We start from the raw sequence: 14,725 nt of genomic DNA, 5'->3' as shown, positions 1-14,725 counted from the left end.
CCGCGGTGACCCCGCCGCCGGACGGCGGCACCCCCGCCGCCGGCTCGCTGGTGGTGTACATCGGCGGCCCCGCCGAGGGCGCCGACGGCGAGACCGACCGGACGCTGCGCCAGCTGACCGCCGCGGCCGGCGGCAAGGACGGCTCCGCGCCCTCGACCGCGGGCATGCCACCGGGCGGCTACGTGCTGTCCGCCGGCCAGCTGCCCGCCCAGGGCGGCGGGACGTACGGCGCGGTGGTGCTCGCGGGCGCCGACGCGGCCGGCACCTTCTACGCCGCGCAGAGCCTGCGCCAGCTGCTCGCCGCCGTACCGGCCGGTCAGGGCCAGGGTCCGGGCGCGGCCGGGCTCGGCCTGCCCGGGATCACCCTGCGGGACTGGCCGAGCGGCGCGGCGGTGCGCGGCACCGCGGAGGCGTTCTACGGCACCCCGTGGACCGCCCAGCAGCGGCTCGACCAGGTCGACTTCCTGGGCCGCTCCAAGCAGAACTTCTACCTCTACGCCCCCGGTGACGACCCGTTCCGGCTCAACCGCTGGCGCGACGCCTACCCCGTCAACCAGCAGTCCGAGCTGCGCGAACTCGGTGACCGGGCCCGGCAGAACCACGTCACCCTCGGCTACGCGATCGACCCGGGGCAGTCCCTCTGCTTCAGCTCCGGCACGGACGTCGACGCGCTGGTCGCCAAGCTGGACGGGCTGCGCAAGCTCGGCTTCACCGCGTTCCAGCTGCAGTTCCTGGACGTCAGCTACGACGAGTGGCACTGCGACGACGACCGGGACGCGTACGGCAGCGGCCCGGCCGCCGCCGCCAAGGCGCAGGCCGCGCTGGTCAAGAAGGTGCAGGACCGGCTGATCGCCAGGAACCCCGGGCTGGCGCCGCTGTCGGTCGTCCCCACCGAGTACCACAAGCAGGGCACCACGCCGTACCGCAAGGCGCTGGCCGACGCGCTGCCCGCCGGCGTGCAGGTGGCCTGGAGCGGCGGCGGGATGATCCCGGAGAAGATCACCGGCGCCCAGACCTCGGACACCGGCAGCCTGTACGGGCACCCGCTGGTCACCATGGACAACTACCCGGTCAACGACGCCAGCCCGGACCGGCTCTTCCTCGGCGCCTACACCGGCCGCGACCCGGAGGTGGCGACCCGCTCCGCGGTGCTGCTCACCGGCGCCATGCAGCAGCCGGTGGCCTCCCGGATAGCCCTCGCCACCGCCGGGGACTTCGCCTGGAACCCCACCGGCTACAAGCCCGACGACTCCTGGCAGGCCGCGGTGCGCTCGCTCGCCGGGCCGACCGGCGCCGCCGCCACCCCCGCCGGATCGGCGCTGTCCGCCGTCACCGCGCTGGCCGGCAACAGCACCTCCTCGCCGCTGGCCAAGCAGGAGTCCGGCTACCTCCAGCCGCTGCTCGACCAGTTCTGGGCCAACGCCGAACCCACCTCAGGCGCCGCCCCCGACCTCGCCAGGCTGATAGCGGCGGCGGGCCCGCTGCGGGACGCCTTCACCGCGATGGCGGGCGCCCAGCAGACCCTGGCCGGCACCCAGGCCACCGCCCAGCTGGCCGCCGAGGCCGGGCCCTGGCTGGGCCCGCTGCGCGACTACGGGCTGGCCGGGCAGGCCGCGCTGGACATGCTGCTGGCCCAGCACGGCGGCGACGGCACGGCGGCCTGGAAGGCCCGGGTGCAGCTCAACCGGCTGCGCGCCCAGCTCGCCCAGGCCCCGGCCACCATCGGCGCGGGCGTGCTCGCTCCGTTCCTGGACCGGGCCGTGCGCGCCGCCGACAACTGGTCCGGCGTGGTCAGCGGCGGGGTCACCCCGACCAGCAGCATGGGCACCGCGCACGACCACCTGCCCGCGCTGATGACCGACGGCCAGGCCGACACCTTCTACTGGAGCTCCGCTCCCCCGCAGCCCGGCGACTCGGTCGGCGTGGACCTCGGCGCGGGCCGGCCGATCAGCGGCGTCACCGTGCTGATGGGCGGCTGGGGCAACGGCCCGGACGCCCAGACCGCCGTCGACGACTACCTCCGCGACGGCGTCCTGGAGTACAGCACCGGCGCGGGCGGCTGGCAGCAGCTCGCCGTGGTGAAGAACCAGAAGACGGTCAGCGCCCAGCTGCCGCCCGGCACCGTGGTCCGGGCGGTGCGGCTGCGGGCCACCGCCGCCCAGAAGACCGCCATCGCGGTGCGCGAGTTCACCGTCACCGCACCGGACGAGTCCCCGGCCAGCGTCTCCGGCGGCCCCGCCGCGCTGCCCGACTCCTCGGCCGCGGCCGTCCTGGACGGCAACCCGGACACCGCGTACCGCGCCGCCAAGGCGCCCACCGCGCAGGACGAGCCGCTCACCGTCGCACTCGGCGCCGCCCGGCCACTGGACCGGCTCACCGTGCTCACCGACCCGAACGTGCACGCCACCGCCACCGTCGCGGTGCGCCGCTCCGACGGCAGCTGGACGGACATCGGCACCGTGCAGCCCGGCTACAACGAACTGCCGGCCGGCGGGCAGCTCGCCGACGCGTTCCGGCTGACCTGGAAGCCCGGTGGCGACCCGCCGGTGGTCAACCAGGTGATCCCCTGGTACGCCGACGCCCCGGCGGCCCGGCTGAGCCTCGCCGACCCGGCCCTGGACGTGGTCACCGGCGCCGCCGCCCCCGCCAAGACCCAGGCCACCGTCGAGGCCGGCCGCCCCGAGGGCACCACCGGCGAGCTGCGGATCGACGTGCCGGCCGCCGCCAAGGGCCTCACCGTCACCCCGGCCGGCCCGGTCACCGTGCCGCGCGGCGGGCGGGTCGGCGTGCCGCTGCTGGTCACGGCCGCCCAGGGGACGCCCTCCGGGACGTACCAGGTGCCGGTGTCCTACGTGGCGGGCGGCACCACCGTGAAGCAGGTGCTGCAGGTCCACGTCGTCCCGCCGACCGGCGGACCGGACCTGGCGCTCGGCGCCCAGGCGTCGTCCTCGGGCGACGAGACGCCGAACTTCCCGGCCGCGGCGATCGCCGACGGCGACCCGAAGACCCGCTGGTCCTCGCCGGCCAAGGACGACGCCTGGGTGCAGCTGGCGCTGCCGCAGGCCGGCCACCTGGGCGCGGCGGTGCTGCACTGGCAGTCCGCGTACGCCTCCTCGTACAAGATCCAGGTCTCGGCGGACGGCAGCACCTGGACGGACGCCGCGACGGTGGACAACGGCAAGGGCGGGGACGAGACGGTGCGCTTCGACGCCCCGAACGTCCGGTACGTGCGGATGCAGGGCGTGGCGCGGGCCACCAAGTTCGGCTACTCGCTGTACGGCATCGAGCTGTACGGCGTCACCGCCCCGGCCGCCCCGCCGCAGCAGCCGGCCAATCCGCCGGCCAACCAGCCGGCCCAGCCGGGGGCGCCGGCCGCCCCGCCTGCGGCGAAGCCGTAGGTGCAGCCGTAGGTGCAGCCACTGGGAGCCGGCGAGCGGGCCTTGGGCGAGCGGGCTCGGAAACTGCGGCGGGCCGGAGTCGGCTCGGAAACAGCGGCGGGCCGCCGGGCTCCCCTTCGTGGGGGGCGCGGCGGCCCATGAGGCGCGTACCGACGGTGTGACGGGCGGGCCCTGTCGTGCTGTGGTCAGGCGGAGAGCGGTTCGGGCTGCTCGCCGCGGCGGACGGGGGTGGGGTGGGCGACGTGCGCCCGGCCGATCGGGACGGAGTGGGTCGGCTCGGTATGGTCGTGGTGCTCGTACTCGCCCCACTGCGCGGCGCGCAGCTGGTCGCCGCCGCCGTAGGGCTCCAGGTAGGGCCGCCAGCGCGGGTCCTTGATCCCGGTGCCGATGATCCGCCAGGCGAGGCCGCTGGGCGGTGCGGGTGGGCGTTTCATCCGCCAGCCGAGTTCGGTCAGGTGCCGGTCGGCCTTGGTGTGGTTGCAGCGGCGGCAGGCCGCCACCACGTTGTCCCACCGGTGCTGGCCGCCCCGGCTGCGCGGGATGACGTGGTCGACGCTGGTTGCGGCGGCCCCGCAGTAGACGCAGCGGCCGTGGTCGCGGGCGAACAGCGCCCGGCGGGTAAGCGGGACGGGCCCGCAGAACGGGACCCGCACGAAGCGGGTCAGTCGGACGACGGACGGCGCCGGAAGGGCGCTGGTGGCGCTGTGCAGAGTGACTCCCGAGTCCTCCAGGCTGACCGCCTTGTGGTTGAGGACCAGGATGAGTGCGCGGCGCATCGATACGACGCCGAGTGGCTCGTAGGACGCGTTGAGGACCAGGACATGCGGCACGGATGCCTCCTTGGACGCCTGCGGCGCGTGGCTCGCGCCGGGACGAGCGGTTGGATCGCGCAACGAGTGCGTGATCTCCCCCAGTGTCGCCTTACGCCTTCGTACGGCGCCACCACTCCTGTGTAACGGACCTGACGTCAACGGCCCGACCTGATCGATCGGGCTTGCGGATCACCATGCTTCCGGCGGGTCGCCCCGTCGGTGGCGTCCGCGTCTGACCGGCGCTCTACGCGCTGGTGGGACGGTTGACAGCGCCCCGCGTCCACGCATCAGCCGCACGGTGGCGAATGTTGCGGGAGCCATTGACGTCCGCGTGCATGGTGGTCCCGCATGCACGACAGGCAAAGGTGGCCTGATTCACCCGGTTGTGTCGGTGGGTGTGCCAGCAGGCGGAGCATTGCCGGGAGGTATGGGCCGGGTTGACACGCACGACCGGCACGCCGGCGCGCTTGGCCTTGTACTCCATGAATGCCCCGAGCTGGCCGAACGCCCAGGAGTGAAGGCGGTACCGCTGGTCGTGCTTGGCCTTGACCCTTTCGCGAATGCCCGTGAGATCTTCCAGGGCGATCCCGCGCGAGGTGCGTTCAGCGGTTGTGATGATGGCCTTGGAAATACAGTGGTTGGTATCCGTAGCGAAACGCTGCTCACGTCGACGCAGGGCCTTGAGACGCCTTTTCGCGCTCTTGGTCTTCTTCGTCTGGAGCTTGGCACGCAGGTGGACCATGCGCTTGCGGTAGCGCTCCAGACGTCTACCGGACAGCACCGTACCGTCCGAGGTGGTGGCGATGTTGACGATCCCGAGGTCCACGCCGAGCCAGTCGGAGGGCTGGTAAACGACAGGAGCCGGGACGTCGCAGGTGGCAAACAGATACCAGCGGCCATCGCGGTGAACGAGATCCGACTCACCTCGTCGGTGTTCGGCCAGCATTCTCGCCGCCCCGTCCGAGCAGGTGAACCGAATGCCCTTCAATCGTCCCGAAACTGTCCAAATGCTGACGCTGCGCTGATCCGTATTCCACGACAGACAGCGGTCGTCGAATGCCTGGGCCGCGTACTCGCGAAAGGAGATCGGCTTTGACTCTGCCCGGTTCCGCCGTTTGTCGCCGACCGGGCCGAGGTTCCCGGCCTTGATGGTCGCATTCAGCGTGGCATAGGCGTCGCAGACCTTCTTCACCACGCGACAGGCAGGCTGCGCGGAGAGGTCGAATTCATCCTTGACGTGCCGGTACACCTTCGGTTGGAGACCGTTACGCCGAATCTCCCCGGAATCGAATGCAACCCGGGAGACGTGGTTCGCCGCCCAGTTGCACGCACGCAAGGTGGCTGCGAGGGCGTCCGCCTGGTAGGCCGACGCCTCCAATCTCACACGCACCACGATCTTCACAGCACGGACGGTAGTTCAAGCATCCGGGGGTTGTGCAAGAGGTGCGGAGGAGCACTGCCCGGGCGTGAGGTTCGGCCGATGCGCCTGCGGCCGGTCCGGGCTGGTGTTCGGTGCCGGATAGGCTAGCCCGCACGGTCCGCGGGCCGCTTGCGCGGCGCGGACCGGTCACGCCCCCAGCAAGGAAGGTCCCGCACGTGTTCCGCTCCGGCGCCACCGGTCCGACCGACGCGTCCCCGACGCTCTCCACCCCGACGCCGGTCCCCTCGCCCACCGCACCGGACCTGCCGCAGCTGCGCATCCCGACCAGCGCGCAGGACGTCACCGACACCACCAAGCAGGCGGCCAGCTGGTTCGACACCCACTGGCAGAGCTGGCTGGCCGGCGGCCTGCAGATCGTCCTGATCATCGTGCTGGCGCTGGTCCTGCGGGCCGTGGTGAACAAGCTGGTCACCCAGCTGATAACGAGGATGGCGCGCAGCCACGACCACCGGGAGGAGAGCCGGCTGGGCGGCCTGCTGGCCAACCACGGCGTGGTGAACCCCGAGCGGCGCCAGCAGCGCTCCGAGGCGATCGGCTCGGTGCTGCGCAGCATGGCGTCCTTCACCATCCTGGGCACGGCGGCGCTGATGGTGCTCTCCGCGCTCGGGATGAACCTGGCGCCGCTGCTGGCGAGCGCCGGTGTGGCCGGTGTGGCGATCGGTTTCGGCGCCCGCAACCTGGTCACGGACTTCCTCTCCGGGGTCTTCATGATCATGGAGGACCAGTACGGCGTCGGTGACGAGATCGACACCGGGGTGGCCAGCGGCACGGTGCTGGAGGTCGGCCTGCGGGTGACCAAGCTGCGCGGGGCCAACGGCGAGATCTGGTACATCCGCAACGGCGAGGTGAAGCGGATCGCCAACATGAGCCAGGGCTGGGCGACCGCCTCGGTGGACGTCCAGGTCGGGTACAAGGAGGACCTGCAGCGGGTCGAGGACCTGATCCAGGAGACCGCCGAGGGCCTGTCCAAGGAGGCGCCGTACGACGAACTGGTCTGGGCGCCGGTGTCGATCCTCGGTGTCGAGTCGGTCGCGGCCGACTCGGTGATGGTGCGGATCGAGGCCCGGACGGCGCCGGGCAAGGCCCCGACGGTGTCCCGGGCGCTGCGCCAGCGGCTGAAGACGGCCTTCGACCAGGCCGGGATCAAGGTCAAGGAGGAGGCCGCGGCGGTCGCCACCGGCGTGTCGATCACCGCGGTGGAGCCCTCGCCGCCGTCCGCCCTCTCCGACCCGACCTCGCCGCGCTACCGGGCGGCCGAGCCGATCCCGCTGCCGAAGCCGCCGGCGGACGACCCGACGCTGCAGAAGCCGTAACGCTCCGCCCGGCCGTCCTCGACAGCCGAAGGCCCCGCTCCCTAGAAACCGCCTTCGGCGGGACTGCGGCGGGGCCTGCACGTCGTGTGGGTGAGCCCGTCAGACTCGACGCGCCCACCAGGGGATGTCCCCCGATGCCGAGGGGTTCGGCAGGGTCCGATCCCGAAGGTCCTCGTCCAGAGGCTCGATCAGACGTTCAAGCGCGCGGGCAGCCGGAGCGGAGAGCATCGCGAGTACCTCGTCCAGCAGTCCGCGACTACTACGGCCGCAGCAAGCACACGGATGAAAGTGGCGCCGGGCAGGGGCGCGGGAGGTGTTTGACCACCCCGATAGGGCTTCCGCCACGGCTCCGGGCCAGAGGCCGGAGGCCGCCCAGTTCGCGGCGGTTCGGATCTCGATCTGGGAGATCTCCTGCTGCACGACTGCTGGGAGGCCAGGAACGTGAGGCACGACCCTCCAGTGATGCCGATGGCTGGCGGCGCGGCGCAGATCATGGGGCCGCTTATGCGGCATGAGCGTCTTTTTTCGCAGGTCAGGCTCGTTGATTGCACGTCAGGCTACCAGCCTGGGAGCAGCTTCAGGCCAGCCTCGCTCGCCCTGCTCTGCCAGAGCGAAGGAGTACTTCAGCAGGGCGGAACCTTGACATTTTCGATTCCGCAGAATGCTGCGCGTGGTCGACCCGGTGGACGACACCTACCGGCGGCAGATGAACCGGCGGCTCACCGTGCAGGAGTCCCGCCACAAGCTTGCCCGGGACGTGTGCCACGGCAAGCGCGGCACCATCCACCAGGCGTACCGGGACGGCATGGAGGACCAGCTCGGAGCGCTCGGCCTGGTCCTCAACGCCATCGTGCTGTGGACCACGAAGTACATCGACGCCGCCGTGGAGGCGCTCCGCGCCGAGGGCCACGAAGTGCGGGACGAGGACGTTGCCCGGCTCTCCCCCCTCAAGCACAAGAACCTGAACCTGCTGGGCCGCTACAGCTTCACAGCCAGCGTTCCTGCCTCCGGCAACCTCCGCCCGCTACGCGACCCGGACGCGCCGGAGCTGGACGAGGACGACTCTGGCGAGGACGGAAGTTGAGAGTGGCTTACCCGGCGGCCGCATGTCGTCAGCCGAGAGCGGGTTGGCCGCCCATGGCGCTGAGGGTGGCGCCGTTGACGTAGCTGGCGTCGGGGGAGGCCATGAAGACGATGGCTCCTGCGATCTCCTCGGGGTTGGCGAGGCGTTGGAGGGCGACGGCTTGTCCGGCTGATTCGAAGGCTTCGCCGTAGGCGGCGGTGCCTTCGGTGCGGGTGGGGCCGGCGGCGACGGCGTTGACGCGGACTCCGGCGGGCCCGTATTCGGCGGCCCAGACGCGGGTGAGGGATTCCAGGGCGGCTTTGGTGGCGCCGTAGATGCCGCTGCCGAGGCCGGGGGTGTCGGCGGCGCCGCTGCTGACATTGATGATGGAGCCGTGTCCGCGCTGCGTCATGGCGGGGGCGAGGGCTTGGACGAGAAGGTAGGGGGCGCGCAGGTTGATGGCGATGTGGGCGTCGAAGGTGGCGGGTGTGGTGTCGGCGGTGCGGGCGAAGTGGAAGATGCCCGCGTTGTTGACAAGGATGTCGACCTGCCCGGCGCGTTCGGCCAGGTCGGTGACCTGTGCGGGGTCGGACAGGTCGGCGGGCACGAAGCGGGCCTTGCCGCCGAGGGCTTCTATGCGCTGAAGGGTGTCCGCGGCCCGCTGTTCATCGCGGCCGTGGACGATGATGTCGGCGCCGCGGGCGGCCAGGGCCAGGGCGGTGGCCCGTCCGATACCGGCGGTGGCTCCGGTGACCAGGGCGGTCTGCTGTGCGAGGTCGTGCTGCATGGTCGTACTCGTTTCTGCGTGGCGTCGCGGGTGGGTGAGGGGTGGGCTACTGGGTGCGCTGGGCGGTCAGGACGGTGTCGTGGATGGTGACGTGCCGGCCGTCGGGTGTGGTGGCAGAGCGGGGGCGGGCGGTGCGGGTGACGGCCTTCCATCCGGGTGCGGGCAGGTCGTCGATGAGGTCGTCGGCGGTGTAGAAGATGTCGGGCTCGGGCGGTCGGGGCATCACGGTGTCCAGGTCGCTGGGGTGGTGGCCGATGATCACCAGATGTCCGTTGCCGGCCACCCGCGCGGCGAGGGCGGCGAAGACGGCGCGGCGCAGGGGTGAGGGGAAGTGGAGGAAGGAGGCGGTGACCAGGTCGTAACGGGGCGCGTCGTCCTGGGGTGTCCAGGTGCGGATGTCGGCCTGTTGCCAGGAGAGGCGTCCGGTCAGGGTGGTGGGGGTGTGGTCGGCTGCGCGGGCGAGGGCCTGGGCGGAGAAGTCGGTGCCGGTGACCTGCCAGCCTGCCTGGGCCAGCCAGATGGCGTCGGCGCCCTCGCCGCAGCCCGCCTCCAGCGCCGTCCCCGGCGTCAGTGCGGTGACTTCTTCGACGAGTGCGGGGTTGGGCTGCCCGCTCCACAGCGGGTCGGGGGCGTTGTAGCGCTGGTCCCAGAACGCGGCTTCGTAGCGGGGATCGGTGTCACTCATCAGGAGTTCTCCAGGGTGTGCTTGGGGGGCCGGGGTGATCATGCGGGGGTGGTGTCGGGGGCGGGGATGCGGCGCGCCCAGAGGCCGAACAGGAGCAGGCCGGCCAGGGGGAAGGCGGCGGTCGCGAGGAGGGTTGCTCCCAGCCCGCCCTCCAGTCCGCCGGTGGCGGAGAGCACGCTGGTCAGGACGGCCAGGCCCATGCCGCCGCCAAGCTGTTGCAGGCCTTGGTTGAGGCTGGCGGCGGCGCCGATGTGCTCGGCGGGGGCCTGGTGCATGATCACGGCGGTGACGGGGGCGAAGGTGGCGCCTGCGCCCGCGCCGAGCAGGATCGAGGGCAGCAGCACGGTGACGATCGAGGTGTTCGCGTCGGCGTCGGCGGCCACCAGCGCCATCCAGGCGATGCCCAGCACCAGTCCGGCAAGGCCCGTACTGCCGATGACGCGCTCGCCCAGGCGCGGAAGCAGCCGGGGGGTGAGCTGGTTGGTGGCGATCAGGCCGACGGTGAAAGGCACCAGGGCAAGACCGGTCTGGATAGGGGTGAAGCCGAGCACCTGCTGGGTGAGCAGAGTGGTGAAGAACAGGAAGCCGACCTGCCCGGCCGGGACGACCAGCATCGACAGCAGGGGGCCGGCGCTGCGCAGGGAGGAGAAGAACGCCAGCGGCATCACCGGATGCGGATGCCGGCGCTCACACACGATCAGGGCCGCGAGTGCGAGGGCGGCGACGGCGAACGACCCGAGAACCACCGGGCTGCTCCAGCCGCGGTCCGCGGCAGAGGTGAAGGCGAACACCAGCGCCACCATCGTCAGGATCGAGGCCGTGGCGCCGCCGATGTCCAGCGAGGTGCGCCGGCGTTCCATCTCCGGCAGGTTGCGCACCGCTCCGAGCAGCACCACCAGCCCGATGGGGGCGTTGACGAACATCACCCACTGCCAGCCCAGCGTCTGCGTCAGCACTCCGCCCGCCAGCAGCCCCACCGCTGCTCCAGCGCCGACGGCCAGGACGAACATCGCCATGGCGCGAGAGCGCTGCGAGCCCGGCGTAGTGATCCCCATCAGCAGCACCATCACGCTGGGCGCCGCCATCGCTGCCCCCACGCCCTGAAGGGCGCGCGCCGCCACCAGCACCTCAGCCGAGGGGGCCAGCCCTCCGGCGATGGAGGCGATCACAAAGACCACGACGCCCAGAACCAGGGCGCGGCGCGGCCCGATCATGGAACCGACCTTCCCGCTCAGCAGGATCAAGCCGCCGAAGGTCAGCGCGTAGGCGGTGACAACCCAGGAGAGACCCGCGCTGGAAAAGCCCAGCTCACGGCCGATGTCGGGCAGCGCCACGTTAACGATCGAGGTGTCCACGACGAACATCAGCTGCGTCAGCACCAAAATCACCACTGCCAGCGCGACCGGACCGCGGCGCACCCTCACCGCGGCGCCGGGCGGTGCTGCGGCCCGCTGCACCTCCGTCACCTCACTTCTGCTGTCGTGCCTCATCGCGCCTCTCCCTCCGCAGGGCAGCCCCGGTCGGAGCGCCTGACACCACCGTCGGCCCGCCCAGCACAATGCGCAAAGATCCTTGCTGCGGTGGCAAGGTGGGGAGATGGACGAAGAAACGCAGTCGACGATGGCCGCGGTCGGCCCACGCCTCAAAGGGCTGCGGACCCAGCGCAGCCTCTCTTTGACGGCCCTGGCGGAAGCCACCGGGATCTCCCTCAGTACGCTCTCGCGACTGGAATCAGGCCAGCGCCGCCCCACTCTCGAACTGCTCCTGCCCCTGGCCCGGGAGCTGCGCGTGGACATCGGCCAGCTCATCGGCGCACCCCAGACGGGCGACCCCCGGCTACACCTCCAGCCCGTCACCCGCCACGGCATGACCATGCTCCCGCTCACCCGACGGGCAGGCAGCCTGCAAGCCTACAAATTGATCATCTCGCCGAAGATGCGCTCCCCCGAGCCCGAGCAGGCCAGCCACGAGGGCTACGAATGGATCTACGTCCTCGACGGCCGCCTGCGCCTGGTCCTGGGCGACAACGACCTCATCATGGGCCCCGGCGAAGCCGCCGAATTCGACACCCGCACCCCCCCACTGGTTCGGCAACGCCGACGACCACCCCGTCGAAATCCTCAGCCTCCTCGGCCACCAAGGAGAACGCGCACACCTCCGCGCCCGCACCACACCACGATGAAGCCGCTGCGGCTACGCCTGCCGTTCCGGCCTGTCGGTAAAGGATCGAATGACGGCAGGGGCGACGGGCGTCCAATGAACCCAGTGATTCCGGGGCCCGACGGCGGCTCCGATCCAATGAGATCCGATGACGGCTGACGACAGGGTTAGCTGACACCCAAGGTCCGATGCGGCGGCAGGAGCGGGGAACAGCGTGGCCAATCTCGTCTACAAACAGGTGTCGACCGACCAGCAGTCCACCGCCCGTCAGGACCTCGTCCTGGCCGAGGCAGGGATCGAAGACCCGATCGTCTTCGAGGAGGACCCCCGGGTACCTCCAGCCGCCTCCACCCGCTCCAGCGGCCGAAGTTCGGCGAACTGCTCACCTACGCGCGGCCGGGCGACACCGTGCACGTCTCCGAGATATTCCGCCTCGTGCGCGGCAACCAGCACATCCTCGACGACCTCGAAGTCCTGCACCGCGACCAGCTCGCCCTGCGCATCCACGACGGCGCGTTCTCCGCCACGGACCTCACCGCCCGCCACCCGCGCAGCGGCGAACTGCTGTCCACCGTGAAGTTCATGGTGCAGACCCTCGCCGCCGGCGAACTCCAACGCGACCTCCAGCGCGAGCTGACGTACGACGGACTGCGCGCCGCAGAGGCCAAGGGCAACAAGGGCGGACGCCGCCCCGTCGCCGCGGTCGACAAGGCTGGCACGGTCCGCGCCGCGTACCTGGCGGGCCGCTCGATCGCCGCAGTCGTGGCGCGGTCCACCGGCCTGGAGGTCGGACAGCCGCACAACGGCGTCTACATCGCCTACGAGGAAGGACAGTTCCTCGACTTCCACGTTGACGAGTTCGGCTACGGCGAGGCCAACCTGATCCTCTGCCTCAAGCACACTCTCCCCACCGGCGCGCCCAGGGTCAGCACCACCGTCTTCATCAACGCCGATGGCTACCTCGAATGCGATCTCGCCGCCGGCGACTGCGTCGTATTCGACGGCGCGTTGACACCGCATGGCCGGACACCCCTCAGTGCCGGAGAGAGCGTCGCCCTCATCAGCTTCGGCTTCCACGCGCGTGACCAGGATCCGCGCACGGTCACGAACCTCCCGCCGGCCCCTGGACAGTGACGGCGTGCTCAGCCGGTCTGAGATCCCCGTCCCGGTTCCGTGAAAGAAGTCAATGCGCTGAGGAGCCCCGGACGGGGACGCTCTCGAGAGCTTCTTCTCTTTCATTTCAAGGGAGGGCCGCAGAAGTCCAGGGGCAGCCCGTCCTTGAGTGGCGGCCTCCTCGCCAGAGGAGGCCGCCACTCCTGTTTCAGCGGCCGGTTCGCCCTTAGGGTTGCCCGCCTCGCGTCCGGGCGAGGCGGGCAACATCAATGGAGCTTTCCTCCATTCAGTCCACGCCAGGGCACTTCCTGCGCTGCCACCTCTCGGCCACCGAGAGGTGGCAGCACCACCCCTTGCTTCTCTTTTATTCTTCATTCATTTATTCATTGACACACCGCCCCTCCTTGTAAATAAGGGCGATGTATTCATCGGCGGCCTCCTTTTTTGTGAATTCATTTCTTGAAGGCTCGGCGGATGCAGGACCCGCTTCGGCGGGACGGGGCCTTCGGTGTGGGCGGGCGGGGCCGGTAACGCTTCGGCATCCTCCGGGGTACCGGGCATTGACACCCCGCTGACGGGGACCGTACGGTCCTGTTCCAAGCGACTGGAAAGTTTCCTAACAGTTCCGGTCCATCAGCCGAAAGGGGAGGATTCCGGCCATGACCAAGAGCACCGCCAAGGCTCCCCTCGCCGGCACCCCCAGTCTGTTGCGCGCCATCAACGACCGCGCGGCCCTCGAACTCCTGCTGGAGAACGGGCCGCTCTCCCGCACCCAGATCGGCAGTCTGACCGGGCTGTCCAAGCCCACCGCCTCGCAGTTGCTGTCCCGGCTGGAGGCGGCCGGGCTGGTGCTGCCGGTGGGTACCACCGAGGGCGGGCCGGGCCCCAACGCGCAGCTGTACCAGGTGAATCCGTCCGCCGGGTACGTCGCCGGGCTGGACGTCACCAACAGTGGGATCCGGGTCGCGATCGCCGACATCACCGGCAGCACGCTGGTCGAGCACAGCGTGTCCAGCAGAGGTGTCCCGGCCGCCGGGACGGTGCCGAGAGTGGCGGCCGCCGTCGCCGAGGCGGTGCGCGCGGCCGGACTGCCCGAGCGGAGCCTGCGCACCGTCGCGATCGGGGTCGGCGGCGCCCCCGACCCGGTCACCGGCAAGCTGCGCTACGCCTCCCACCTGCCCGGCTGGCACTCGCCCCGGCTGGTCGAGGAGCTGACCGCGGCGATCGGCGCCCCGGTGTCGATCGAGAACGACGTGAACCTGGCCGCGGTCGCCGAGCAGGCCTCCGGCGCGGCGGCCGGCTTCGAGGACTTCGTCCTGCTCTGGGCCGGGGTGGGCGTCGGCGCTGCCGTCGTGATCGCCGGACGGCTGCACCGCGGCTTCACCGGCGGCGCCGGGGAGGTCGGCTACATGCCGGTGCCCGGCTCACCGGTCGAGTGGGACACCCGCCGCCGCAAGTTCGGCGGCTTCCAGGACCAGGTCGGCGCACCGGCCGTCCGCACCCTGGCCCGCGAGCACGGGCTCGGCGCGCCCACCGCGGAGGAGTCGATCGCCAAGGCCCTGGAGACCCCGGGCGCCGGCGAGGCCTTCCTCACCGAACTGGCCGGACGGCTCGCCGTCGGGCTGTCCGTGATCGTCGCCGTGGTCGACCCCCAGCTGGTGGTCCTCTCCGGCGCGGTGCCGAGCGCGGGCGGCGAACGCCTGCGCGCGCTCGTCGAGGACGAACTGGCCCGGATCTGCCTCGCCCGGCCGGAGATCCGCAGCACTGCCCTGCCCGGCTCGCCCGTCCTGCTCGGCGCCCTGCAACGCGCCCTCACGGACGCCCGCGAGGCGGTCTTCTCCACCCACTGATCCACCCACTGATCACCCACTGATCACCCACTGATCCAACCGTTGATCCCGTCCTGCCGGCCCGGCCGGCCCTGATCCGCCCACTGACGCTCCCCCGCTCCCG

General features: G+C 71.3%; 9 protein-coding genes and 2 pseudogenes. 6 read left to right on the top strand and 5 right to left on the bottom strand.

Features of this window, described 5'->3' with window-relative positions; genetic code table 11:
- The coding region (locus BG452_RS42440) for a beta-N-acetylglucosaminidase domain-containing protein (protein WP_188309720.1) at nt 1–3,398 on the top strand (3,398 nt) is incomplete at its 5' end.
- 185 nt (nt 3,399–3,583) lie between these two features.
- Here the strand turns inward: BG452_RS42440 and BG452_RS42435 are convergent.
- The gene (locus tag BG452_RS42435) at nt 3,584–4,228 is read right to left on the bottom strand and encodes an HNH endonuclease (protein ID WP_188309719.1); all 645 of its coding nucleotides are present in this window, start codon (nt 4,226–4,228) and stop codon (nt 3,584–3,586) included.
- A gap of 226 nt (nt 4,229–4,454) precedes the next feature.
- Nucleotides 4,455–5,612: an RNA-guided endonuclease InsQ/TnpB family protein gene (locus tag BG452_RS42430; RefSeq protein ID WP_188309718.1), complete on the bottom strand. Its 1,158-nt coding sequence runs from the start codon at nt 5,610–5,612 to the stop codon at nt 4,455–4,457.
- A gap of 194 nt (nt 5,613–5,806) precedes the next feature.
- Here BG452_RS42430 and BG452_RS42425 point away from each other — a divergent pair, with 194 nt between their 5' ends.
- On the top strand, nt 5,807–6,964 hold the full coding sequence (locus tag BG452_RS42425; protein WP_411293101.1) for a mechanosensitive ion channel family protein: 1,158 nt from the start codon (nt 5,807–5,809) through the stop codon (nt 6,962–6,964).
- 661 nt (nt 6,965–7,625) lie between these two features.
- A pseudogene (locus BG452_RS42420) lies at nt 7,626–8,048 on the top strand (Tn3 family transposase); the annotation flags it as partial.
- Nucleotides 8,049–8,076: 28 nt separating this feature from the next.
- Here BG452_RS42420 and BG452_RS42415 read toward each other — a convergent pair.
- The 3 genes from BG452_RS42415 to BG452_RS42405 are packed head-to-tail and all read right to left on the bottom strand — an operon-like array spanning nt 8,077 to nt 10,989.
- Complete coding sequence (locus tag BG452_RS42415) at nt 8,077–8,814, bottom strand: SDR family NAD(P)-dependent oxidoreductase (RefSeq protein WP_188309717.1); 738 nt, start codon at nt 8,812–8,814, stop codon at nt 8,077–8,079.
- Between the two features lie 46 nt (nt 8,815–8,860).
- Entirely contained in the window at nt 8,861–9,499 is a 639-nt protein-coding gene (locus BG452_RS42410) for a class I SAM-dependent methyltransferase (RefSeq protein WP_188309716.1), read from the bottom strand.
- 38 nt (nt 9,500–9,537) lie between these two features.
- On the bottom strand, nt 9,538–10,989 hold the full coding sequence (locus tag BG452_RS42405) for an MFS transporter (protein WP_188309715.1): 1,452 nt from the start codon (nt 10,987–10,989) through the stop codon (nt 9,538–9,540).
- Between the two features lie 106 nt (nt 10,990–11,095).
- On the opposite strand from BG452_RS42405, the pseudogene BG452_RS42400 reads away from it, so the two are divergent.
- From BG452_RS42400 to BG452_RS42390, 3 genes and pseudogenes are all read left to right on the top strand, one after another.
- Nucleotides 11,096–11,681: pseudogene (locus BG452_RS42400) on the top strand (helix-turn-helix domain-containing protein).
- A 386-nt stretch (nt 11,682–12,067) separates the two neighbouring features.
- Complete coding sequence (locus BG452_RS46740; RefSeq protein WP_317621503.1) at nt 12,068–12,793, top strand: hypothetical protein; 726 nt, start codon at nt 12,068–12,070, stop codon at nt 12,791–12,793.
- Between the two features lie 638 nt (nt 12,794–13,431).
- Nucleotides 13,432–14,622, top strand: coding sequence for an ROK family transcriptional regulator (locus BG452_RS42390; RefSeq protein ID WP_188309714.1), 1,191 nt, complete (start codon nt 13,432–13,434; stop codon nt 14,620–14,622).
- Nucleotides 14,623–14,725 lie beyond the last annotated feature (103 nt).

The sequence above is a fragment of the Streptomyces sp. CBMA123 genome (genome assembly GCF_014596465.1).
Lineage (GTDB): Bacteria > Actinomycetota > Actinomycetes > Streptomycetales > Streptomycetaceae > Kitasatospora.
This window is presented reverse-complemented; position numbering and strand designations above follow the sequence as displayed.